Source organism: Pseudomonas sp. TZ252 (assembly GCF_056110345.1).
The window spans coordinates 3,644,271-3,664,739 of the sequence record NZ_CM148566.1 but is presented as its reverse complement, the minus strand read 5'-3'; the positions used below and the strand labels follow the sequence as shown (position 1 = coordinate 3,664,739).

General features: G+C 67.3%; 15 protein-coding genes. 5 read left to right on the top strand and 10 right to left on the bottom strand.

Annotated features, from left to right (window positions below; genetic code table 11):
* Window positions 1-138: 138 nt before the first annotated feature.
* On the top strand, window positions 139-786 hold the full coding sequence (locus ACYAF3_RS16945; protein WP_003105021.1) for an alpha/beta hydrolase: 648 nt from the start codon (window positions 139-141) through the stop codon (window positions 784-786).
* Between the two features lie 15 nt (window positions 787-801).
* On the opposite strand, the gene ACYAF3_RS16940 is transcribed toward ACYAF3_RS16945, so the two are convergent.
* Complete coding sequence (locus ACYAF3_RS16940; RefSeq protein ID WP_015649496.1) at window positions 802-2,700, bottom strand: acyl-CoA synthetase; 1,899 nt, start codon at window positions 2,698-2,700, stop codon at window positions 802-804.
* Between the two features lie 283 nt (window positions 2,701-2,983).
* On the opposite strand from ACYAF3_RS16940, the gene rhlB reads away from it, so the two are divergent.
* The 4 genes from rhlB (at window position 2,984) to dauR (ending at window position 7,460) form a co-directional block, all read left to right on the top strand.
* Window positions 2,984-4,507, top strand: coding sequence for an ATP-dependent RNA helicase RhlB (gene rhlB, locus ACYAF3_RS16935; protein WP_003158777.1), 1,524 nt, complete (start codon window positions 2,984-2,986; stop codon window positions 4,505-4,507).
* Between the two features lie 160 nt (window positions 4,508-4,667).
* Window positions 4,668-5,615: an NAD(P)H-dependent anabolic L-arginine dehydrogenase DauB gene (dauB, locus tag ACYAF3_RS16930; RefSeq protein ID WP_003118294.1), complete on the top strand. Its 948-nt coding sequence runs from the start codon at window positions 4,668-4,670 to the stop codon at window positions 5,613-5,615.
* A gap of 22 nt (window positions 5,616-5,637) precedes the next feature.
* The gene (dauA, locus tag ACYAF3_RS16925) at window positions 5,638-6,765 is read left to right on the top strand and encodes an FAD-dependent catabolic D-arginine dehydrogenase DauA (RefSeq protein WP_024929076.1); all 1,128 of its coding nucleotides are present in this window, start codon (window positions 5,638-5,640) and stop codon (window positions 6,763-6,765) included.
* Between the two features lie 62 nt (window positions 6,766-6,827).
* A complete protein-coding gene (dauR, locus tag ACYAF3_RS16920; RefSeq protein WP_003113779.1) occupies window positions 6,828-7,460 on the top strand; it encodes a transcriptional regulator DauR in 633 nt (210 codons plus the stop codon).
* A gap of 23 nt (window positions 7,461-7,483) precedes the next feature.
* On the opposite strand, the gene ACYAF3_RS16915 is transcribed toward dauR, so the two are convergent.
* From ACYAF3_RS16915 to ACYAF3_RS16875, 9 genes are all read right to left on the bottom strand, one after another.
* Window positions 7,484-8,275 (bottom strand): ABC transporter substrate-binding protein, encoded by a 792-nt coding sequence (locus tag ACYAF3_RS16915; RefSeq protein ID WP_116349790.1) that lies wholly within the window; start codon window positions 8,273-8,275, stop codon window positions 7,484-7,486.
* Between the two features lie 637 nt (window positions 8,276-8,912).
* Window positions 8,913-9,902, bottom strand: a complete 990-nt coding sequence (moaA, locus tag ACYAF3_RS16910; protein WP_003092949.1) for a GTP 3',8-cyclase MoaA — start codon at window positions 9,900-9,902, stop codon at window positions 8,913-8,915.
* Between the two features lie 56 nt (window positions 9,903-9,958).
* Window positions 9,959-10,777: a peptidylprolyl isomerase gene (locus tag ACYAF3_RS16905; protein ID WP_003105307.1), complete on the bottom strand. Its 819-nt coding sequence runs from the start codon at window positions 10,775-10,777 to the stop codon at window positions 9,959-9,961.
* A 54-nt stretch (window positions 10,778-10,831) separates the two neighbouring features.
* A complete protein-coding gene (gene narI, locus ACYAF3_RS16900) occupies window positions 10,832-11,515 on the bottom strand; it encodes a respiratory nitrate reductase subunit gamma (protein ID WP_116349791.1) in 684 nt (227 codons plus the stop codon).
* 2 nt (window positions 11,516-11,517) lie between these two features.
* Window positions 11,518-12,258, bottom strand: a complete 741-nt coding sequence (narJ, locus tag ACYAF3_RS16895; protein ID WP_003122057.1) for a nitrate reductase molybdenum cofactor assembly chaperone — start codon at window positions 12,256-12,258, stop codon at window positions 11,518-11,520.
* A gap of 5 nt (window positions 12,259-12,263) precedes the next feature.
* Window positions 12,264-13,805 carry a nitrate reductase subunit beta gene (gene narH, locus ACYAF3_RS16890; protein WP_116349792.1) on the bottom strand — a complete coding sequence of 514 codons (1,542 nt, stop codon included), beginning with the start codon at window positions 13,803-13,805 and terminating at the stop codon, window positions 12,264-12,266.
* 11 nt (window positions 13,806-13,816) lie between these two features.
* Window positions 13,817-17,602, bottom strand: coding sequence for a nitrate reductase subunit alpha (locus ACYAF3_RS16885; protein ID WP_034006339.1), 3,786 nt, complete (start codon window positions 17,600-17,602; stop codon window positions 13,817-13,819).
* A gap of 75 nt (window positions 17,603-17,677) precedes the next feature.
* Window positions 17,678-19,084, bottom strand: a complete 1,407-nt coding sequence (narK2, locus tag ACYAF3_RS16880) for a nitrate/nitrite transporter NarK2 (RefSeq protein ID WP_003105301.1) — start codon at window positions 19,082-19,084, stop codon at window positions 17,678-17,680.
* Window positions 19,085-19,095: 11 nt separating this feature from the next.
* A complete protein-coding gene (locus ACYAF3_RS16875; RefSeq protein ID WP_003105298.1) occupies window positions 19,096-20,391 on the bottom strand; it encodes a nitrate/nitrite transporter in 1,296 nt (431 codons plus the stop codon).
* Window positions 20,392-20,469: the final 78 nt, after the last annotated feature.

Here is a 20,469-nt window from a genome sequence, read left to right as displayed (position 1 = left end):
TTCCCTTAGCAAAGCGCATCCGCGGGAAATTGGCGAATGCATGATCTGCGACAATCTGGCCGACTTGCGAGCGGGAAAGCGCCTGTTGTCGAATGGTCCTCCCATTCCGAACGCATATGCCCCCTGCCTGGAGCCGTCATGAGCGAACCCCTGATCCTCGATGCCCCGAATGCCGACGCCTGTATCATCTGGCTGCACGGCCTGGGCGCCGACCGTACCGACTTCAAACCGGTGGCCGAAGCCCTGCAGATGGTCCTGCCGAGCACCCGCTTCATCCTCCCCCAGGCGCCGAGCCAGGCGGTGACGGTCAATGGCGGCTGGGTCATGCCGAGCTGGTACGACATCCTTGCCTTCAGTCCGGCGCGGGCCATCGACGAAGACCAGTTGAACGCCTCCGCCGACCAGGTCATCGCTCTCATCGATGAACAGCGCGCCAAGGGCATCGCCGCCGAGCGGATCATCCTCGCCGGTTTCTCGCAGGGCGGCGCGGTGGTCCTGCATACCGCCTTCCGCCGCTACGCCCAGCCGCTCGGCGGGGTGCTGGCGCTATCCACCTACGCGCCGACCTTCGACGACCTGGCGCTGGACGAGCGCCACAAGCGGATTCCGGTCCTGCACCTGCACGGCAGCCAGGACGACGTGGTCGACCCGGCGCTTGGCCGCGCGGCCCATGACGCCTTGCAGGCGCAGGGCGTGGAGGTGGGCTGGCATGACTACCCGATGGGCCACGAGGTGTCCCTGGAGGAAATCCACGACATCGGCGCCTGGCTGCGCAAGCGCCTCTGACGCCCGGAGCTTCTCTCAGACGGCGTGCAGCCGGTAGTTCAGCGCGTAGCCGCCGAGCAGCTCTTCCAGCGCCGCCTGGCGTCTTTCGTCAAGCGCGGGAACGTGCAGGTGGGCGAGCTGGCCGTGGCGCTCGTCGGCGACCACCTCCACGCGGATATCCTCGGCGATCCTCCGGCTTTCCTCCTCCAGCACCCGGCGGATCGCGTCCAGGCGCAGCGCCGGCTTGAAGGTCTTGCCCACCGCGGTGACCGGCATGCTCTCGATCAGCCAGATATCCTTGGGCACCGCCGCGCGCTCCGGTACGTGGCGGCTGGCGTGCTCCAGCAGCTCTTCCTCGCTGGCGCTGGCGCCGGGCTTGAGCTGGATATACGCCACCGGCAGCTCGCCGGCCTTGGCGTCCGGCTTGCCCACCGCCGCCGCCAGGGCCACGGCCGGATGCCGGTGCAGCGCTTCTTCGATCATCTGTGGGTCGATGTTGTGGCCACCGCGAATGATCAGGTCCTTGCTGCGCCCGGTGAGCCAGATGTAGCCGTCCTCGTCGATACGACCGAGGTCGCCGGTATTGAACCAGCCATCGCCGATCCAGATATCGCGGTTCCGGTCCTGTTGCAGGTAGCCCTTGAACACCGTCGGGCCCTTCAGGCAGAGGTTGCCCACCTCGTTCGGCGCGGCATCGCGCAGGTAATTGCCCTCGCCGTCGAGCACCGCGACCTTCACCTGGCAGTACGGCAGGCGCAGGCCGATCGAACCCGGCCGGCGCTCGCCGCCACGCGGGTTGCAACTGGTGCCGCAGGTACCTTCGGTGAGGCCGTAGCCCTCGATCACCTTGAGCCCGGTACGCGCCTCGAACTGGCGGATCAGCTCCACCGGCATCGGCGCCGCGCCGCACAGGGCGAAACGCAGGCTGGACAGGTCGCGGCCATCGCTGGGGACCTGCAGCAACGCCGCGTAGATGGTCGGCACGCCACTGAAGCTGGTGACCCGGTAGCGTTCCACCAGCTTCCAGAAGTCCTGGATCAGGGTCGGATTGCGGTAGCCCTGGGGCCCGGCCAGGAGCACCTGGGCGCCGCGATGGAAGGGCGCCAGGCCGGTAACCATCACGCCGTTGACGTGGAACAGCGGCAGGCCGCAGAGCAGCACGTCGTCCACCCCGTAGTCGGCGTTCAGGCCCATGATCTCGGCCATCGCCACCTCGTTGAAGTGGCTGTGCGGCGCCAGCTTCGGCGTGCCGGTGGTGCCGCCGGTGTGGAAATAGGAAGCGACGTCGTCCGGATGGATCGCCCGTCCGCTCTCCAGGCGGTCTGCCGGGCAGTCGGCGATCAGCGTATCGAAGTCCAGCACGCCCTCCGGCAGCGGCCCGCGCTGGGCCTTGAGCGCCTCGCGCTGCGGCGCCGGCAACAGGTTGGCCGGATCGACCACGACGATCGCGTACAGCTCCGGCAGCTGCGCGCGCAGGCCGGCGACCTTCTGCCACAGGTCGGTGCCGGGGAACGGCGCCAGGGTCACCAGCACCCGGGTGTTGGAGGCGCGGATCAGCTCGGCGATGTGCTCCGGCTCCAGCAGCGGGTTGATCGCATTGACGATCCCGGCAGCCTCGCCGCCCCAGATCACGTAGTGGGTCTGCGGCAGGTTGGGCAGCAGGAAGGACACCGCCTGGTGGCTTTCCAGGCCCAGCCGGTGCAAGGCGTTGGCGGTCTGGGTGACGCGGGCGAACAGCTCGGCATAGCTGATCCGCAGCGGTTCTTCGGCGGCGCTGCCATGCAGCAGGCAGCTCAGGGCGATACGCTGGCCGTGGCGCTGGGCCGAGCGTTGCAACAGTTCGTAGGTGCTGGACGGCAGGTCACGCTGTTCCAGCGGCACGCGTTCCAGGGCTTCGATATCGCTCAGCCCGGCGATCGATGGGGACGGATTCATGGTTTTCTTGTTCTTCCGTTGGTGAGTGGGCGGACACTCGCCGGATCGCTCCGGCACCGTCCCGAAGATGCCACCCCCGTCGTCGCCCTACCGTTGTCTTTTTGTAGCGCGCCACCGGTCGCGCGCACGAGTCCTCCCGAAGGCTGCCCCGGGAGCTTCGCGCAGCCCCCTCCAGGCCCCGTCCGGCCAGGGCTGGAGGGCGCCGGCCAAGCATGGATTTCTCCCCGCTGGCAACATGCTTTACACTGGCGCCCGTTCATTCCTTAACCACTACGAGATCGCCGTGCTCAAAGCACTCAAGAAAATCTTCGGCAAGGCCGACGGAACCCAGCCGCAGAGCGGTTCCTCCCCGGTCCCGCAAGGCCCTGCCGGCGCTACCGCGAAAGGTACCGCCCCCACCGGCGAAAAGCCGACCGAGAAACGCCCACGCAAACCGCGCCCCCCGCGCGCCGACAACGAGTCCGGCGCCCCGCGCGCCGCTGAAAAGGCCGAGAAAGGCGAAAAGCCCGCCAAACCCGCCGCCAAAGAAGGCCGGGACGCCAAGCCGCGCAGCGACAAGCCGCGCCGCGAACGCAAGCCGAAGCCGGTGGACAACTGGAAGCTGGAAGACTTCGTGGTCGAACCGCAGGAAGGCAAGACCCGCTTCCACGACTTCAACCTCGCCCCGAGCCTGATGCACGCCATCCATGACCTCGGCTTCCCCTACTGCACCCCGATCCAGGCGCAGGTACTGGGCTTCACCCTGCGCGGCCAGGACGCCATCGGCCGCGCACAGACCGGCACCGGCAAGACCGCCGCGTTCCTCATCTCGATCATCACCCAATTGCTGCAGACCCCGCCGCCGAAAGAGCGCTACATGGGCGAGCCGCGCGCGCTGATCATCGCCCCGACCCGCGAACTGGTGGTACAGATCGCCAAGGACGCCGCGGCGCTGACCAAGTACACCGGGCTGAACGTGATGACCTTCGTCGGCGGCATGGACTTCGACAAGCAACTCAAGCAGCTGGAAGCGCGCTTCTGCGACATCCTGGTAGCCACCCCAGGCCGTCTGCTGGACTTCAACCAGCGCGGCGAGGTGCACCTGGACATGGTCGAGGTGATGGTCCTCGACGAAGCCGACCGCATGCTCGACATGGGCTTCATCCCGCAGGTCCGGCAGATCATCCGGCAGACCCCGCACAAGGGCGAACGCCAGACCCTGCTGTTCTCGGCGACCTTCACCGACGACGTGATGAACCTCGCCAAGCAGTGGACCGTCGATCCGGCGATCGTCGAGATCGAGCCGGAGAACGTCGCCAGCGACACCGTCGAGCAGCATGTCTACGCCGTGGCCGGCAGCGACAAGTACAAGCTGCTGTACAACCTGGTGGCGCAGAACAACTGGGAACGGGTGATGGTCTTCGCCAACCGCAAGGACGAAGTCCGCCGCATCGAGGAACGCCTGACCAAGGACGGCATCAGCGCCGCCCAGATGTCCGGCGACGTGCCGCAGCACAAGCGCATCCGCACCCTGGAAGGCTTCCGCGAAGGCAAGATCCGCGTCCTGGTGGCAACCGACGTGGCCGGCCGCGGCATCCACATCGACGGCATCAGCCATGTGATCAACTTCACCCTGCCGGAAGACCCGGACGACTACGTGCACCGTATCGGTCGTACCGGCCGCGCCGGCGCCTCGGGCACCTCGATCAGCTTCGCCGGCGAGGACGATGCCTTCGCCCTGCCGCCGATCGAAGAACTGCTGGGCCGCAAGATCACCTGCGAGATGCCGCCGGCCGAACTGCTCAAGCCGGTACCGCGCAAGCACTGAACGCAGGCGTGGAGAAAAAAGGCGAAGCCATCCGGCTTCGCCTTTTTCGTTTCTGCGACACGCAGGTGCCGCCGTCGGTCATCGAGGCGGGTCGGCGCTTGCCCGGCAATACCTTAAAGTCCAGAATGGACAAATTGTTTACATCCATTCCGGAGATCGCATGAGCGCCGCCACTCCCCTGATCGTCCAGCAGGCCGAAGCCGAGCAACTGCTCGCCCGTATCGACGTCCTCCAGGCCATGCGCCAGCTGTTCCTCGACCTGGCCGCCGGCCAGGCGCTCCAGCCGGCCCAGCAACTGGTGGAGTTCCCCGCCGGTCGCGGCGACTTCATCAACTACCTCGGCGTGCTCGCCCAGGAACAGGTCTACGGAGTCAAGACTTCGCCCTACATCGTTCGCGAACAGGGCCCGTTGGTCACCGCCTGGACCCTGCTGATGTCGATGCAGACCGGCCAGCCCTTGCTGCTCTGCGATGCCGCCCGGCTGACCACCGCGCGCACCGCCGCCACCACCGCGGTGGCGGTGGATGCCCTGGCTCCGGCCGAGGCCGGCCGCCTGGCGCTGATCGGCAGCGGACCGGTGGCCCATGCCCACCTGCAATACGTGAAGGGCCTGCGTGACTGGCAGGGCGTGCGAGTCCATTCGCCGAGCCTGGACGAGCGCCGCCTGCAAAGCCTCCGCGCCATCGACCCGCGCGCCGAAGCCGCAGGCAGCCTGGAGGAAGCGCTGGACGAAGCCGATGTGATCCTGCTCTGCACCTCCTCGGCCCGAGCGGTGATCGACCCGCGCCAACTCAAGCGCCCGGCGCTGGTCACCTCGATCAGCACCAACGCGCCCCGCGCCCATGAGGTACCGGCGGAAAGCCTGGCGGCCATGGACGTCTATTGCGACTACCGGCACACCACCCCAGGCTCCGCCGGCGAGATGCTGATCGCCGCCGAACAGCATGGCTGGAGCCCCGAGGCGATCCGCGGCGACCTCGCCGAACTGCTCAGCGGCCAGGCGCCACGTCCGGAATACCGGCGCCCGGCGTTCTTCCGCTCGATCGGCCTGGGCCTGGAAGACGTAGCCCTGGCCAACGCCCTCTACCGCCTGCGCCAGGCAGGCTGATCGCGCGATGCAGGAGAGCAGCATGATCGAAGCGGATTACCTCGTCATCGGTGCCGGCATCGCCGGCGCATCCACCGGCTACTGGCTGTCGGCCCACGGCCGGGTCGTGGTGCTGGAGCGCGAGGCGCAGCCCGGCTACCACTCCACCGGCCGCTCCGCCGCGCACTACACGGTGGCCTACGGCACACCCCAGGTGCGCGCGCTCACCGCCGCCAGCCGGGCCTTCTTCGACAACCCGCCGGCCGGCTTCTGCGAGCATCCGCTGCTCAGCCCGCGTCCGGAAATGGTGGTCGACTTCAGCGACGATCCGGAAGAACTCCGCCGCCAATACGAAAGCGGCAAGGCGCTGGTGCCGCAGATGCGCCTGCTGGACGCGGAACAGGCCTGCTCGATCGTGCCGGTGCTGCGTCGCGACAAGGTCTTCGGCGCCACCTACGACCCCACCGGCGCCGACATCGATACCGACGCCCTGCACCAGGGCTACCTGCGCGGCATCCGCCGCAACCAGGGGCAGGTCCTGTGCAACCACGAAGCGCTGGAGATCCGCCGGGTCGACGGCGCCTGGGAAGTCCGCTGCGACGCCGGCAGCTACCGCGCGGCGGTGCTGGTCAACGCCGCAGGCGCCTGGTGCGACGCCATCGCCGGGCTGGCCGGCGTCCGCCCGCTGGGCCTGCAGCCCAAGCGCCGCTCGGCCTTCATCTTCGCCCCGCCGCCGGGCATCGACTGCCACGACTGGCCGATGCTGGTCAGCCTCGACGAATCCTTCTACCTGAAGCCGGACGCCGGCATGTTGCTCGGCTCGCCGGCCAACGCCGATCCGGTCGAAGCCCACGACGTGCAGCCCGAGCAACTGGACATCGCCACCGGCATGTACCTGATCGAAGAAGCCACCATCCTCACCATTCGCCGCCCGGAACACACCTGGGCAGGGCTGCGCTCGTTCGTCGCCGACGGCGACCTGGTGGCCGGCTACGCCGCCGATGCGGAAGGCTTCTTCTGGGTCGCCGCCCAGGGCGGCTACGGTATCCAGACCTCGGCGGCGATGGGCGAGGCCAGCGCCGCGCTGATCCGCCACCAGCCGCTGCCGGCGCACCTGCGCGAGCACGGCCTGGACGAGGCGATGCTGTCGCCGCGCCGCCTGTCCCCCTGATGACCCGGCGGCGGGTTTGCGGCACACTCGCCTCGCCCGTCGTCCCACGAGAGTTCCTGCGCATGAGCCCGAGCCAAGACCCCAGCCTGGAGAACTACCGGGCGATCGCCGACGGCATCGCCACCCTGTTCTTCCCCCACGCCGAAGTGGTCCTGCACGACCTGCGCAGCCAGCGGGTCGACTACATCGCCAACAACCTGTCCAAGCGCGAGGTCGGCGACGACTCGGCGCTGGAAGACATGCTCGAAGGCGATAGCGACGAGCGCAACATCGGTCCCTACGAGAAGCTCAACTGGGACGGGCAGAAGATCCGCTCGGTCAGCACCGTGCTGCGCGACTCCGCCGGCCAGCCGCTGGCGGTGCTGTGCATCAACCTGAACATCAGCCTGTTCGAGAGCGCCAAGGCGGCACTCGACCTGTTCCTCTCGCCGAGCAAGCTGATCCCGCAACCGGACGCGCTGTTCCGCGACGACTGGCAGGAGCGCATCAACACCTTCCTGCACGGCTGGCTGCGGCAACGCCAGCTCGGCTTGAACCTGCTGACCCGCGAGCACAAGCGCGAACTGGTCCTGGCCCTGCACGCCGAGGGCGCGTTCAAGGGCAAGAGCGCCGCCAACTATGTGGCCAACGTGCTGAACATGGGCCGTGCGACGGTCTACAAGCACCTCAAGGAGCTGAAGGAAGGCGGCGACTGACGGCAGCCGCCGCCGGCGAGCGGTCAGTCGCCGTAGATGTCGCTCTTGAAGTACTTGCCCTCGATGCGCTTGTAGGTCCCGTCGGCACGAATCGCGTCGATCGCCGCGTTGAGCTTGCCGACCAGCTCGGCGTCCCCCTTGCGCACCGCGATCCCGGCGCCCTCGCCGAAGTATTTCGGGTCCTTGAACTCCGGCCCGACGAAGGCGTAGCCCTTGCCGCGCGGGGTATCGAGGAAGCCGGTCTGCAACGGGATGGAGTCGGCGAAGGTGGCGTCGAGGCGGCCGGCCACCAGGTCCAGGTAGATCTCGTCCTGGCTGGTGTAGCGCACCACTTCGGCACCGGCCTTGGCCAGCACCGCACTGGCGAAGCGGTCGGCGGTAGCGCCGCGCTGCACGCCGATGCGCTTGCCGGCCAACTGGCTGAAGCTGTCGTCGATCTGGGCGCCTTCCTTCATCACCAGGCGGCCCGGCGTGAAGTAGTACTTGTGGGTGAAGTCCACCGAGCGCCGGCGCTCCTCGGTGATGGTGATGGAGGACAGCGCGGCGTCTATCTTGCGAACTTTCAGCGAGGGAATCAGGCCATCGTACTCCTGCTCGATCCACTGGCACTTCACCTGCATCTGCGCGCACAGCGCGTTGCCGATGTCGTAGTCGAAGCCGGCCAGTTCGCCTTCGGCGGTCTTGAAGGAAAACGGCGGGTAGGCGGCCTCGATGCCGATCCGCAGGTTGCCATCGGCGGCGACGGCGGATCCGCTGGCGAGCACGCCGAGCAGCAGGCCTCCCAGCAGGTTCTTGGTGTTCAGCGACTTGATCATGGACGACTCCAGGGGTGACGAAGGTGCGCCCGCGGCCCGGGCGGGAAATAGACGGTGATCCGCCTTTATACTTTTCGTCCAATCTGGACCAAAAAGTACACACCGTCAATCGCTGTCCCTCCTCCGCTACCCCTCCTTACCTCCTTCGAGGAATAGGCCCGCCGGCCCGCGGGACTTAGTCTTGAGCCATACACAGCCACCCCGCGAGGTGTTCCGCTACGCAGACATCACCCCTTGCTCCATTTCAGCTATCACGGTTAAGGCTCTATTTACGCCTGGATCCCCGCGTCACGCTCATGCCGCGGGGATTTTTTCGTTTCGTCAACGCCCTTGAGAGGCTTCGCTACCCGTCGCAAGCCGCGCTCCGCCAGCTAGCGCGCCCAGGTCGGCGCCGAGCGCGAGTACCGAAGGGTGCCTGAGCGACGTACGGGACCCGGTCGGGCTGGACATGCCCGGCCACCCGGACGCGCGGCGCAGCTAGGTGATCGCACGCAGTTCCTGCGACGGTTATGCCGTGATGTTTTCCGGGGGCGAGCTGTACAGCAGCGAGACCGGCGACGAGACCCTGCTGGCCTACCAGAAGAGCGGCCTCGCCCTGGCCGCTGGCGAAGGCCCGCTGGAGGCGCCCCGAGTCGCCTCAGCCGCCGCTCATGTTCATGAAGCGCAGCACCTGCACCTCGCCGGCGGCGCTGAATTCATGGCGCGCCGGCTTGCGCTGGAGCGCCTCGCCGATCGCTTCCAGCAACGGCCCGTCGTGCAGCGGGTGGCGGCGCAGCAGCGCGCGCAGGTCGAGCGAATGCTCGTGGCCGAGGCACAGCAGCAGGCGGCCCTCGACGGTCAGGCGCAGGCGGTTGCAGGTGGCGCAGAAGTTGTGCGAGTGCGGCGAGATGAAGCCGATGCGTGTCTGCGGATGCTCGACCAGGCGCACGTAGCGCGCCGGCCCGCCGCTCTGCTCGGCGCTGTCGAGCAAGGCGTGGCGCTGGGCGATCAGCGCGCGTACTTCGTCGCTGGAGCAGAAGCTCTCGCCACGTTCGCGGCCGACCTGGCCAAGCGGCATCTCCTCGATGAAGCTGATATCCAGGCCGCGGGCGATGGCGAAGTCCACCAGCGCCGGCACCTCATCGGCGTTGCGCCCCTTCATCACCACCGCGTTCAGCTTGATCCGGCGGAAACCGGCGGCCTGGGCGGCGTCGATGCCGGCCAGCACCTTGTCCAGCTCGCCGTTGCGGGTGATCGCCCGGAAGCGCAGCGGATCGAGGGTATCGAGGCTGATGTTGAGACGCGACAGGCCGGCGTCGTACAACGGCCGGGCGTAGCGCACCAGTTGCGAGCCGTTGCTGGTCATGCACAGTTCGCGCAACCCCGGCAGTGCCGCCAGGCGCTCGCACAGGCCGACGATGCCGGGCCGCACCAGCGGCTCGCCGCCGGTCAGGCGCAGCTTGCGCACACCGCCGGCGACGAACAGCCGGGCGACCCGCTCGATCTCCTCCAGGGTCAGCACCTGCTGGCGCGGCAGGAAGCGCATGTCCTCGGCCATGCAGTAGACACAGCGGAAGTCGCAACGGTCGGTGACCGACAGGCGCAGGTAGTCGATCTGTCGGCCTTGGCCATCGATCCAGTCGGTCATGTCCTGGGTACTCCGTTTGATCTTCGGGAGGGAGAGGGAAACATCGGCGCCGAAGGCTATTGCACCAGCGCCCCATCCGCACCCTCGAAGGCGAAGCCCTCGATGCAGGCGTCTCCCGCCAGCACGCCGATGTACTGTCCCACCGCTCGCTGCAACACCTGCGCTTGCAGGTGCGCGGCGATCTGTGCGCGGGCCGCGTCGAAGTCGAGCGGCTCGCCGCCTTCGCGCGCCAGCAGTTCCACCACATGCAGGCCATAGCGGCTTTCCAGCGGATGCTCGAGCAGCCCGGGCGCGCGGCGCAGCAGGCGCTTCTCGAATTCGGGGACGGTCTGCCCCGGCTCGATCCAGCCAAGGTCGCCACCCGACTCCTTCGACGGGCAGGCGGAGAAACGCCGGGCCAGGTCGACGAAGCGCTCGGGATGCCCGCGCAACTCGTCGAGCAGCTCCGCGGCCTGCTTGCGCGCCGTCTCGCGGCCTTCCAGGTCGTCCGGCGCGCAGGCCAGCAGCACATGGCGCAATTGCAGGCGCCAGGGGCCGAGCAGGCGCCCCGGATTGGCCGCGTACCAGGTCCGGCAGGCGTCTTCGTCGGCTTCCGGGACCTGCACCTCTTCCTCCAGCAATTGGCGGATGCGCGCTTCCTCCGGCGTCTCGCCGTCTTCGCAGCGGGCCTCGATGCCCAGCGCGTCGGCCCGTTGCAGGAGCAACTGGCGGACGATCAGCGCACGGCAGGCGGCCTCCAGCGCCAGCGCATAGCTGTCCGCCGGGTGGTATTGCAGTTCGCGGGCCAGCAGGTCTTCGCCGATGGCCATGCCGTTGACCTTCAGTTGCGGCAGTTCGACCTTCTCGACGCGTTCTTCGTAGTGGGAGCAACTCATGATCGATCACCTCGGTTCGGCGGGCCGGCGCCGGATGCGCCGGCCGCCCAGGGTTCAGGCAGGACGTTTCTGACGCACGATCTGGTAGCGCCGGCCCAGGTACCACACCGGCGCGCTGACGATGTGCACCAGGCGGGTGAAGGGGAACAGCACGAACAGGGTCAGGCCCAGGCCGACGTGCAGCTTGTAGACCAGGCCCACCGGCGCGATGGCCTCGGCCGCCGCCAGCGGACGCAGGGTGACGATGGCCTGGGCCCAGTCGGTGAGCATCACCATCACCGAGCCATCCATGTGATGGGTCGAGGCGACGATGGTGGAGAGGCCGAGGATCAGCTGGGCGTAGAGCACCAGCAGGATCATCAGGTCGGAGGCGTTGCCGGTGGCGCGCACCCGCGCGTCGGTCAGGCGGCGCAGGATCAGTCCGCTCAGGCCGATGAAGCAGAGCACGCCGAAGAAGCCGCCGGAGACCATCGCCAGCAGTTGCTTGTTCTCGGTGCTGATCAGGTGGTGGTAGACCGAGGCCGGGGTCAGCAGGCCGACGAAGTGGCCGGCGAGGATGAACAGCACGCCGACGTGGAACAGGTTGCTGTATACCCGCATGCCCTTCTTGCTGAGCATCTGGCTGGAACCGGCCTTCCAGGTGTACTGCGAGAGGTCGAAGCGCGCCCAGCTGCCGACCAGGCAGATCAGCAGCGCGACATAGGGATAGATCCCGAAGAACAGAAGATTGGTCGACATGCTCAGACTCCTTCGCGGGCCGCGCGGTACTGCATCTGCGGTACCGGCTGGGCGACCCATTGCAATGGTTGTTCGGTGGACGCCGTTGGACGGCGGCCGCTGCTCGACGGGCAACCGCCGGCGGGGTCGGTGAAGCTCACCGGGGTTTCCTCCCAGGCCCGGTCGATGGCCTCCAGGCTGTCGTCGCGCTGTTCCTGGGCCTGGTCGCGACGCAACGCGCCGAGGTCCGGGCGCTCGCCGCCGAGTTCCAGCAACGCCTCGAAAATCGCCGCATAGGCGCTGCCGCGTTCCTCCAGGCGCAGCGCCAGCAGGCCGAGGATGTGCGCCACTTCGGCGAGCCCTTCGCTGGCCGCCGCGAACGGCAGCAGCGACAGGTATTCGAGGTACAGCGGCAGGTAGTCCGGCAGCTCCGGTACGTCGATTTGCAGGCCGGCCCTGGTATAGCGGTCGAGCAGGTCGACCATCGCCTGGCCACGGTCGCGGCTCTCGCCGTGGACGTGCTCGAAGAGCAGCAGCGAGACCGAGCGGCCGCGCTCGAAGAGACCGTCGTAGCGCGCCTGGACGTCCAGCAGGTCGCCCTGGCAGAGCTCGTTGAGCAGCGCCGCGAGGCCGTCGCGCAGCGCTTCCGGCAGTTCGCAGGTGCGGATCAGCGCATGCAGGCCGAGGCTCTCCTCGCGCAGCTCGGCGCGTGGATAGTCGAGTAGCAGGGCGAGCAGGCGGAACAGTTGGCTGTGATCGTTCATGGCGCTCACTCCTGGATCTGCACGACCTGGATCACGTCGCGGCGGTTGGTCGGCTTGCCGCCGAACAGGTTGACGGCGGAGTTGCTGCCGCCGGAACAGCCGTTGCCGAAGCTGAAGCCGCAGCCGGAACGCTCGGCGAAGGCATCGGAAAGCGCTTCCTCGCGGTGCGCGCTGGGGATCACGAAGCGATCCTCGTAGTTGGCGATGGCCAGGTAGCGGTACATCTCCTCCACCTGCTCCTCGCTCAACCCGACCTTGGCCAGCACCTCCAGGTCCTGGCGGCCTTCGACGTGCTCGGCGCGCTTGTAGGCGCGCATCGCCAGCAGGCGCTTGAGCGCCAGCAGCACCGGCGCGGTGTCGCCGGCGGTGAGCAGGTTGGCCAGGTACTGCACGGGGATGCGCAGCGACTCGACGTCCGGGATCACCCCGTCGCTGCCGATGTGCCCCTCGGCGGCGGCGTTCTGGATCGGCGACAGCGGCGGCACGTACCAGACCATCGGCAGCGTGCGGTATTCCGGGTGCAGCGGCAGGGCCAGCTTCCAGTCCATCGCCAGCTTGTACACCGGCGACTTCTGCGCCGCCTCGATGACGCTGTCGGCCACCCCGTCCTTGCGCGCCTGGGCGATCACCGCCGGGTCGAACGGATCGAGGAATATCTCCAGTTGCTTCTCGTACAGCTCGCGCTCGTTCTCGCAACTGGCCACTTCGTGGATGCGGTCGGCGTCGTAGAGCAGCACGCCGAGGTAGCGGATGCGCCCGACGCAGGTCTCCGAGCAGACGGTGGGCTGGCCGGCCTCGATGCGCGGGTAGCAGAAGATGCACTTCTCGGACTTGCCGCTCTTCCAGTTGAAGTAGATCTTCTTGTACGGGCAGCCGGAGATGCACATCCGCCAGCCGCGGCACTTGTCCTGGTCGATCAGGACGATGCCGTCCTCCTCGCGCTTGTAGATCGCCCCGCTCGGGCAGGACGCCACGCACGCCGGGTTCAGGCAGTGCTCGCAGAGGCGCGGCAGGTACATCATGAAGGTGTTCTCGTACTCACCGTAGATGTCCGCCTGGACCTGGTCGAAGTTCTTGTCCTTGCGCCGCTTGGCGAACTCGGTGCCGAGGATCTCCTCCCAGTTCGGGCCCCACTCGATCTTCTCCATGCGCTGCCCGGAGACCAGCGAGCGCGGACGCGCCACCGGCTGGTGCTCGGCCTTGGGCGCGGTATGCAGGTGCTGGTAGTCGAAGTCGAACGGTTCGTAGTAGTCGTCGATCTCGGGCAGGTCCGGGTTGGCGAAGATGTTCGCCAGCACGCGGAACTTGCCGCCGATGCGCGGGCGGATCGAACCGTCTGCCGCGCGCACCCAGCCGCCCTTCCACTTCTCCTGGTTTTCCCATTCCTTCGGGTAGCCGATCCCGGGCTTGGTCTCGACGTTGTTGAACCAGGCGTACTCCATGCCTTCGCGGCTGGTCCAGACGTTCTTGCAGGTGATCGAGCAGGTGTGGCAACCGATGCATTTGTCGAGGTTCAGCACCATGCCGACTTGCGAACGAATTTTCATGGCGTCTCTCCTCAAATGTCCTGGGGCAGCGGTTGCGGCAGGGCGTCGCCGCCGAGTCCGCCGTGGCGGGGTTCGTCCAGCCAGTCGACCTTGCTCATCTTGCGCACCACGACGAACTCGTCGCGGTTGCAGCCGACCGTGCCGTAATAGTTGAAGCCCCAGGCCTGCTGGGCGTAGCCGCCGATCATGTGGGTCGGCTTGAGCACCACGCGGGTCACCGAGTTGTGGTGGCCGCCACGGGTGCCGGTGGTCTCGCTGCCGGGTACGTTCACGATGCGTTCCTGGGCGTGGTACATCATCACCATGCCGTCCTTGACCCGCTGGCTGACCACCGCGCGGCAGGTCGCCGCGCCGTTGGCGTTGAACACCTCGACCCAGTCGTTATCGACGATCCCGGCCTTGGCCGCGTCGTGCTCGCTGAGCCAGATGATCGGACCGCCGCGCGACAGGGTGAGCATCAGCAGGTTGTCGCTGTAGGTGGAGTGGATGCCCCATTTCTGGTGCGGGGTGATCCAGTTCAGGGTGATCTCCGGGTTGCCGTTGGGCTTCCTGTTCAACAGTTTCTCGGTGGTCCGGGTGTTGACCGGCGGCCGGTAGCTGACGAAGCCTTCGCCGAACGCCTGCATCCACGGGTGATCCTGGTAGAACTGCTGGCGACCGGTGATGGTGCGCCACGGGATCAGCTCGTGGACGTTGGTGTAGCCGGCGTTGTAGCTGACGTGCTCATCCTCGAGGCCGGACCAGGTCGGGCTGGAGATGATCTTGCGCGGCTGCACCTGGATGTCGCGGAAGCGGATCTTCTCGTCTTCCTTGGGCAGCGCCAGGTGGGCGTGCTCGCGGCCGGTGATCTTCGACAGCGCTTCCCAGGCCTTGACCGCGACCTGGCCGTTGGTTTCCGGAGCCAGGGCGAGGACCACCTCGGCGGCGTCGATGGCGCTGTCGATACGCGGCCGGCCCTGGCTGACGCCGCTCTCGACCACGCGATGGTTGAGGTCGCCGACCAGCTTCACTTCCTTCTCGGTGTTCCAGCCGATGCCCTTGCCGCCGTTGCCCAGCTTGTCCAGCAGCGGACCGAGCGAGGTGAACTTGCGGTAGACGTTCGGGTAGTCGCGCTCGACCAGGTGCAGCGTCGGCAGGTTGCGTCCCGGCACCGGCTCGCACTCGCCCTTCTTCCAGTCATGGCCGTCGCCGCCGAACGGCTGCGCCAGCTCGGTGGGGGTGTCATGCAGCAGCGGCACCGTGACCAGGTCCTGCTCCACGCCGAGGTGGCCTTCGGCGACGGCGGAGAACTTCTTGGCGATGGCCTTGTAGATCTCCCAGTCGCTCTTGGCTTCCCAGGCCGGATCGGTGGCCGCCGACAGCGGATGGATGAAGGGGTGCATGTCGGAGGTGTTGAGGTCGTCCTTCTCGTACCAGGTAGCGGTCGGCAGGACGATGTCCGAGTACATGCAGGTGGAGGACATGCGGAAGTCCAGGGTGGTGACCAGGTCGAGCTTGCCCTCGGCACCGTCGTCGACCCAGTCGACCTCGGTGGGACGCGGACCGCCGGCCTTGCCGAGGTCATCGTTCATCACCCCGTTCTTCGCCCCGAGCAGGTACTTGAGCATGTACTCGTGCCCCTTGCCGGAGGAGCCCAGCAGGTTGGAGCGCCAGATGAACATGTTGCGCGGGAAGTTCTGCGGATCGTCCGGCGATTCGCTGGCGAAGCGCAGGCCGCCGCTCTTCAGTTCACGCACCACATAGTCGGCGACCGGCAGGCCGGCGGCCTCGGCCTCGGCGGCGATGCGCAGCGGGTTGCGGTTCAGTTGCGGCGCCGACGGCAGCCAGCCGAGGCGTTCGGCCTGGATGTTGTAGTCCAGGGCGTGTTCGGCGAAGCGGCTGGCGTCGGCCAGCGGCGACAGCACCTCGTGCATCGACAGCTTCTCGTGGCGCCATTGCGAGCTGTGCAGGTAGAAGAAGCTGGTGCCGTTCATCTGCCGCGGCGGCCGGCTCCAGTCCAGGCCGAAGGCCAGCGGCGCCCAGCCGGTCTGCGGGCGCAGCTTCTCCTGGCCGACATAGTGCGCCCAGCCGCCGCCGCTCTGGCCGATGCAGCCGCACATCATCAGCATGTTGATGACCGCGCGGTAGTTCATGTCCATGTGGTACCAGTGGTTCATCGCCGCGCCGATGATCACCATCGCCTTGCCGCGGGTCTTGTCGGCGCTGTCGGCGAACTCGCGGGCGACCTGCGTCGCGCGCGCCGCCGGGACGCCGGTGATGCGCTCCTGCCAGGCCGGGGTATAGGGCGTGTCGGCGTCCTCGTAGGAGGTCGCCACGTTGTCGCCGCCCAGGCCGCGGTCGATGCTGTAGTTGGCCATCTGCAAGTCATAGACGGTGGCCACCCGCAGGCGCTTGCCGTCCGCCGCGACGATCTCGCGGAACGGCACCCGGCGCAGCAGTACCTCGTCGTTGGCGACGCCCTTGAAGTGCGGGTGCTCCTGCCCGGCGAAGTACGGGAAGGCCACCTCGCAGGCATGTTCCGGGCCATCGAGCAGCGACAGTTGCAGGCGCGTCTGGTCACCGCTCCTGCCGTCCAGCTCGGCGATGTTCCACTTGCCAGACTCGCCCCAGCGGTAGCCGATGGCGCCGGTGGGCGAGACCAGCCCGCCGCTGCGCTCGTCGTAGGCGATGGTCTTCCACTCGGGGTTGTTGTCCTGGCCGAGGTTGTCCGCCAGGTCGGCGGCGCGCAGGTAGCGGGTCGGCTTGAACGCGCCGCCGGCGTGTTCTTCCAGCAACACCAGCATCGGCATGTCGGTGTACTGGCGGCAGTAGTCGACGAAGTAGGCGCTCGGCCGGTCGAGGTGGAACTCCTTCAGGATCACGTGACCGAAGGCCATGCCCAGCGCGGCGTCGGTGCCCTGCTTGGGGTTGAGCCAGAGGTCGGTGAGCTTGGCCACCTCGGAATAGTCCGGGGTGATGGAGACGGTCTTGGTGCCCTTGTAGCGCACCTCGGTGAAGAAGTGCGCGTCCGGGGTCCGCGTCTGCGGCACGTTGGAGCCCCAGGCGATGATGTAGCTGGAGTTGTACCAGTCGGCCGACTCCGGCACGTCGGTCTGCTCGCCCCAGATCTGCGGGCTGGCCGGCGGCAGGTCGCAGTACCAGTCGTAGAAGCTCAGGCAGACCCCGCCGATCAGCGACAGGTAGCGGGCGCCGGCGGCGTAGCTGACCATCGACATGGCCGGGATCGGCGAGAAGCCGATCACCCGGTCCGGACCGTAGGTCTTGGCGGTGTAGACGTTGGCCGCGGCGATGATCTCGGTGACCTCGTCCCAGCTGGAACGGACGAAGCCGCCCAGGCCGCGCTGGCTCTTGTAGCTCTTCGCCTTGGGGGCGTCCTCGACGATGCTGGCCCAGGCGTTCACCGGGTCGCCGTGCTGCGCCCGCGCCTCGCGCCAGAGCTTGAGCAACGGCTTGCGCACCTTCGGGTACTTCAGGCGGTTGGCGCTGTAGATGTACCAGGAATAGCTGGCCCCGCGCGGGCAGCCGCGCGGCTCGTGGTTGGGCAGGTCCGGACGGGTGCGCGGGTAGTCGGTCTGCTGGGTTTCCCAGGTGATCAGGCCGTTCTTCACGTAGATCTTCCAGGAGCAGGAGCCGGTGCAGTTCACCCCGTGGGTGGAGCGCACGATCTTGTCGTGCTGCCAGCGCTGCCGGTAGGCACCTTCCCAGGCGCGGCTCTCGTTGCTGGTCTCGCCGTGGCCATCGGCGAATTCGCCCTGCTTCTTCTTGAAGAACTGCAGGCGGTCGAGCAGGTGACTCATCTTGATCTCCTCACCCGGTCTGTGCCGGGCGTTACAACGCTAATCAGGGGTTGCCGCGGGCTGCTGCCGACGGACTCAACAGGGACTCTCCGCACCCTTGCGCGCGTACCACCACCAGGTGGCGACGATGCAGCTCAGGTAGTAGGCGATGAACACGTAGAGGGCGCCCTCGGCGCTGCCGGTCATGTGCAGCGAGGTGCCGAACGCCTTCGGGATGAAGAACCCGCCGAAGGCGCCGATGGCGGCGGAGAAGCCGATCACCGCGGCCGACTCCATGCTCGCGTTGCGCGCCGCGCCGGCTTCGTCGGCCTGGCCGTCGCGCACCCGCCGGGCCCACTCGTTGCGGAAGATCACCGGGATCATGCGGAAGGTGGAGCCGTTGCCGATGCCGGCGAAGAAGAACAGCAGGATGAAGGCGCCAAGGAAGCCGAAGAAGTTGCCCTGGCCGCCGTCGCCCGGCAGGAAGGCGATCACCGCGAACACCCCGCCGATCATCAGCGCGTAGTTCCACAGGGTGATCCGCGCGCCGCCGAACTTGTCCGCCAGCCAGCCGCCCAGGGGCCGGCTGAGGGCGCCCACCAGCGGACCGAGGAAGGCGTATTGCAGCGGGTTGACGTCGGGGAACTGGGTCTTGCTGAGCATCGCGAAGCCGGCCGAGAAGCCGATGAACGAGCCGAAGGTGGCCACGTACAGCCAGCACATCAGCCAGTTGTGCTTGCGCTTGAAGATCACCGCCTGGTCGCGGAACGAGGCCTTGGCGTCGGCGATGTCGTTCATCCCGAACCAGGCCGCGACCGATACCACGGCGATGAACGGCACCCAGATCCAGCCGGCGTTCTGCAGCCACAGGCGACCGCCGTCGCCGAGCTGCTGCGGCTCGCCGCCGAAGGCGCCGAACAGGCCGCCGGCCACCGCCAGCGGCACGGCGAACTGCATCACCGAGACGCCGAGGTTGCCGAGCCCGGCATTCAGGCCGAGGGCGGTGCCCTGCTGGCTCTTCGGATAGAAGAAGCTGATATTGGACATGCTCGAGGCGAAGTTGCCGCCGCCGAAGCCGCAGAGCAGCGCGATCAGGGCGAACACCCAGTACGGGGTGCTCGGGTCCTGCACGGCGAAGCCCAGCCAGATGCACGGGATCAGCATCGAGGCGGTGCTCAGGGCGGTCCAGCGACGACCGCCGAAGATCGGCACCATGAACGAATAGAACACCCGCAGGGTGGCGCCGGAGATCGACGGCAGCGCCGCGAGCAGGAACAGCTGGTCGTTGCTGAAGGCGAAGCCGGCGCTGTTCAGGCGCACAGTCACCGTGCTCCAGATCATCCACACGGCGAAGGCGAGCAGCAGCGCGGGGATCGAGATCCACAGGTTGCGGCTGGCGATGCGCTTGCCGTTGCGCGCCCAGAACTCGGGGTCCTCGGGGCGCCAGTCGAGCAGCAGCGGTCCCCGTGCGGCTTTCAGTTGGGTATTGGCGATCATGCCCATGACGGCATTCCTCAGGAGTGGGTGGGAAGGGTGGGAGGAAGGTCGACGTCGGCCGAGGCGGCCTGGCCGTCGATGCGGCGTTGCTGCTTGATCGCGTAGTGCATCCAGACCATGCAGACCACGGTCAGGCCGAACAGCAACATGAAGCAGGAGGAGCGCACGCCGATGTGGTCGGCGGCGTAGCCGAACAGGATCGGCAGGCAGAAGCCGCCGAGGCCGCCGATCACCCCGACCATGCCGCCGACGGTGCCCATGTTGCTCGGGTAGTAGTCGTGGATGATCCGGTACACGCTGGCCTTGCCGAAGCCCTGGGCAATGCCGACGACGAACACCAGGAAGGTGAACAGCCAGACGTTCAGGCCGATGCCCAGGCTGAGGTCGCCCTGGATGCCGTGGATGGTCATGGTGGTCTGCGGGTAGGAGAGGAAGAACAGGCACACCAGGCAGACCCAGAACACGCCCCAGTTCACCGAGCGCGCGCCGTAGTGGTCGCTGAACCAGCCACCGAGGGCGCGGATCAGGCCGGACGGCAGGGTGAACAGCATGGTGATGAAGGACGCGGTCTTCAGGTCCAGGCCGTATTCGGCGATGTAGTACTTCGGCAGCCACAGGGCCAGGGCGACGAAGCCGCCGAAGACGAAGAAGTAGTACAGGCCGAAGCGCCAGACGCGCAGCTCGGCGAGCGGCGCCAGTTGCTTGGCCAGGGTCGGCCGCTGGCTGGCCTCGGCGGCACCCTTGAGGTGCGCCGGATCGGTCCAGGTGAACAGCCAGAACAGCACGGCGGTGACCAGCATGGCTACCGAGTAGACCTGCGGCACCATGCGCCAGCCGAAGGCGACCACGATCATCGGCGCCACCAGGTTGGTGATCGCCGCGCCGGCATTGCCAGCACCGAAGATGCCCATCGCGGTGCCCTGGCGCTCCTTCTCGAACCAGGCCGAGGTGTAGGCGATGCCGACCGCGAAGGAGCCGCCGGCCAGGCCGACGAACAGGCCGAGCACCAGGTAGTGCCAGTACTGGCTGGCGAAGGCCAGGCCGTAGATCGGGATGGCCACCAGCAGCATGTGGATGAAGAACACGATGCGGCCGCCGAAGCGGTCGGTGATCAGGCCCAGCGGCAGGCGCACCAGGGAGCCGGTGAGGATCGGCAGGGCGACCATCAGGCCGAACTGGGATTCGCTCAGGCCAAGCTCGTCCTTGATACGGATGCCGATGATCGAAAACATCGTCCACACGGCGAAATTCACCGCGAAGGACAAGGTACTCATACCGAGGACGGAGTACTGTTTCTGACGTAGGGAAGCCATGGCTAAACTCTCTGCACGGACAGCGTTCAGCGAGAGCCTAGGGAAGGTGTTCCTATGCAAATTTGATAGGAATCAATG

Excerpts from the sequence above, each read along its gene's own strand:
- ACYAF3_RS16875 (WP_003105298.1), bottom strand. The coding sequence starts at position 20,391 with ATGGCTTCCCTACGTCAGAAACAGTACTCCGTCCTCGGTATGAGTACC.
- ACYAF3_RS16940 (WP_015649496.1), bottom strand. The coding sequence starts at position 2,700 with ATGAATCCGTCCCCATCGATCGCCGGGCTGAGCGATATCGAAGCCCTG.
- dauB (WP_003118294.1), top strand. The coding sequence starts at position 4,668 with ATGAGCGCCGCCACTCCCCTGATCGTCCAGCAGGCCGAAGCCGAGCAA.
- narH (WP_116349792.1), bottom strand. The coding sequence starts at position 13,805 with ATGAAAATTCGTTCGCAAGTCGGCATGGTGCTGAACCTCGACAAATGC.
- narK2 (WP_003105301.1), bottom strand. The coding sequence starts at position 19,084 with ATGGGCATGATCGCCAATACCCAACTGAAAGCCGCACGGGGACCGCTG.
- ACYAF3_RS16915 (WP_116349790.1), bottom strand. The coding sequence starts at position 8,275 with ATGATCAAGTCGCTGAACACCAAGAACCTGCTGGGAGGCCTGCTGCTC.
- narJ (WP_003122057.1), bottom strand. The coding sequence starts at position 12,258 with ATGAACGATCACAGCCAACTGTTCCGCCTGCTCGCCCTGCTACTCGAC.
- ACYAF3_RS16945 (WP_003105021.1), top strand. The coding sequence starts at position 139 with ATGAGCGAACCCCTGATCCTCGATGCCCCGAATGCCGACGCCTGTATC.
- moaA (WP_003092949.1), bottom strand. The coding sequence starts at position 9,902 with ATGACCGACTGGATCGATGGCCAAGGCCGACAGATCGACTACCTGCGC.
- ACYAF3_RS16905 (WP_003105307.1), bottom strand. The coding sequence starts at position 10,777 with ATGAGTTGCTCCCACTACGAAGAACGCGTCGAGAAGGTCGAACTGCCG.
- ACYAF3_RS16885 (WP_034006339.1), bottom strand. The coding sequence starts at position 17,602 with ATGAGTCACCTGCTCGACCGCCTGCAGTTCTTCAAGAAGAAGCAGGGC.
- dauR (WP_003113779.1), top strand. The coding sequence starts at position 6,828 with ATGAGCCCGAGCCAAGACCCCAGCCTGGAGAACTACCGGGCGATCGCC.
- narI (WP_116349791.1), bottom strand. The coding sequence starts at position 11,515 with ATGTCGACCAATCTTCTGTTCTTCGGGATCTATCCCTATGTCGCGCTG.
- dauA (WP_024929076.1), top strand. The coding sequence starts at position 5,638 with ATGATCGAAGCGGATTACCTCGTCATCGGTGCCGGCATCGCCGGCGCA.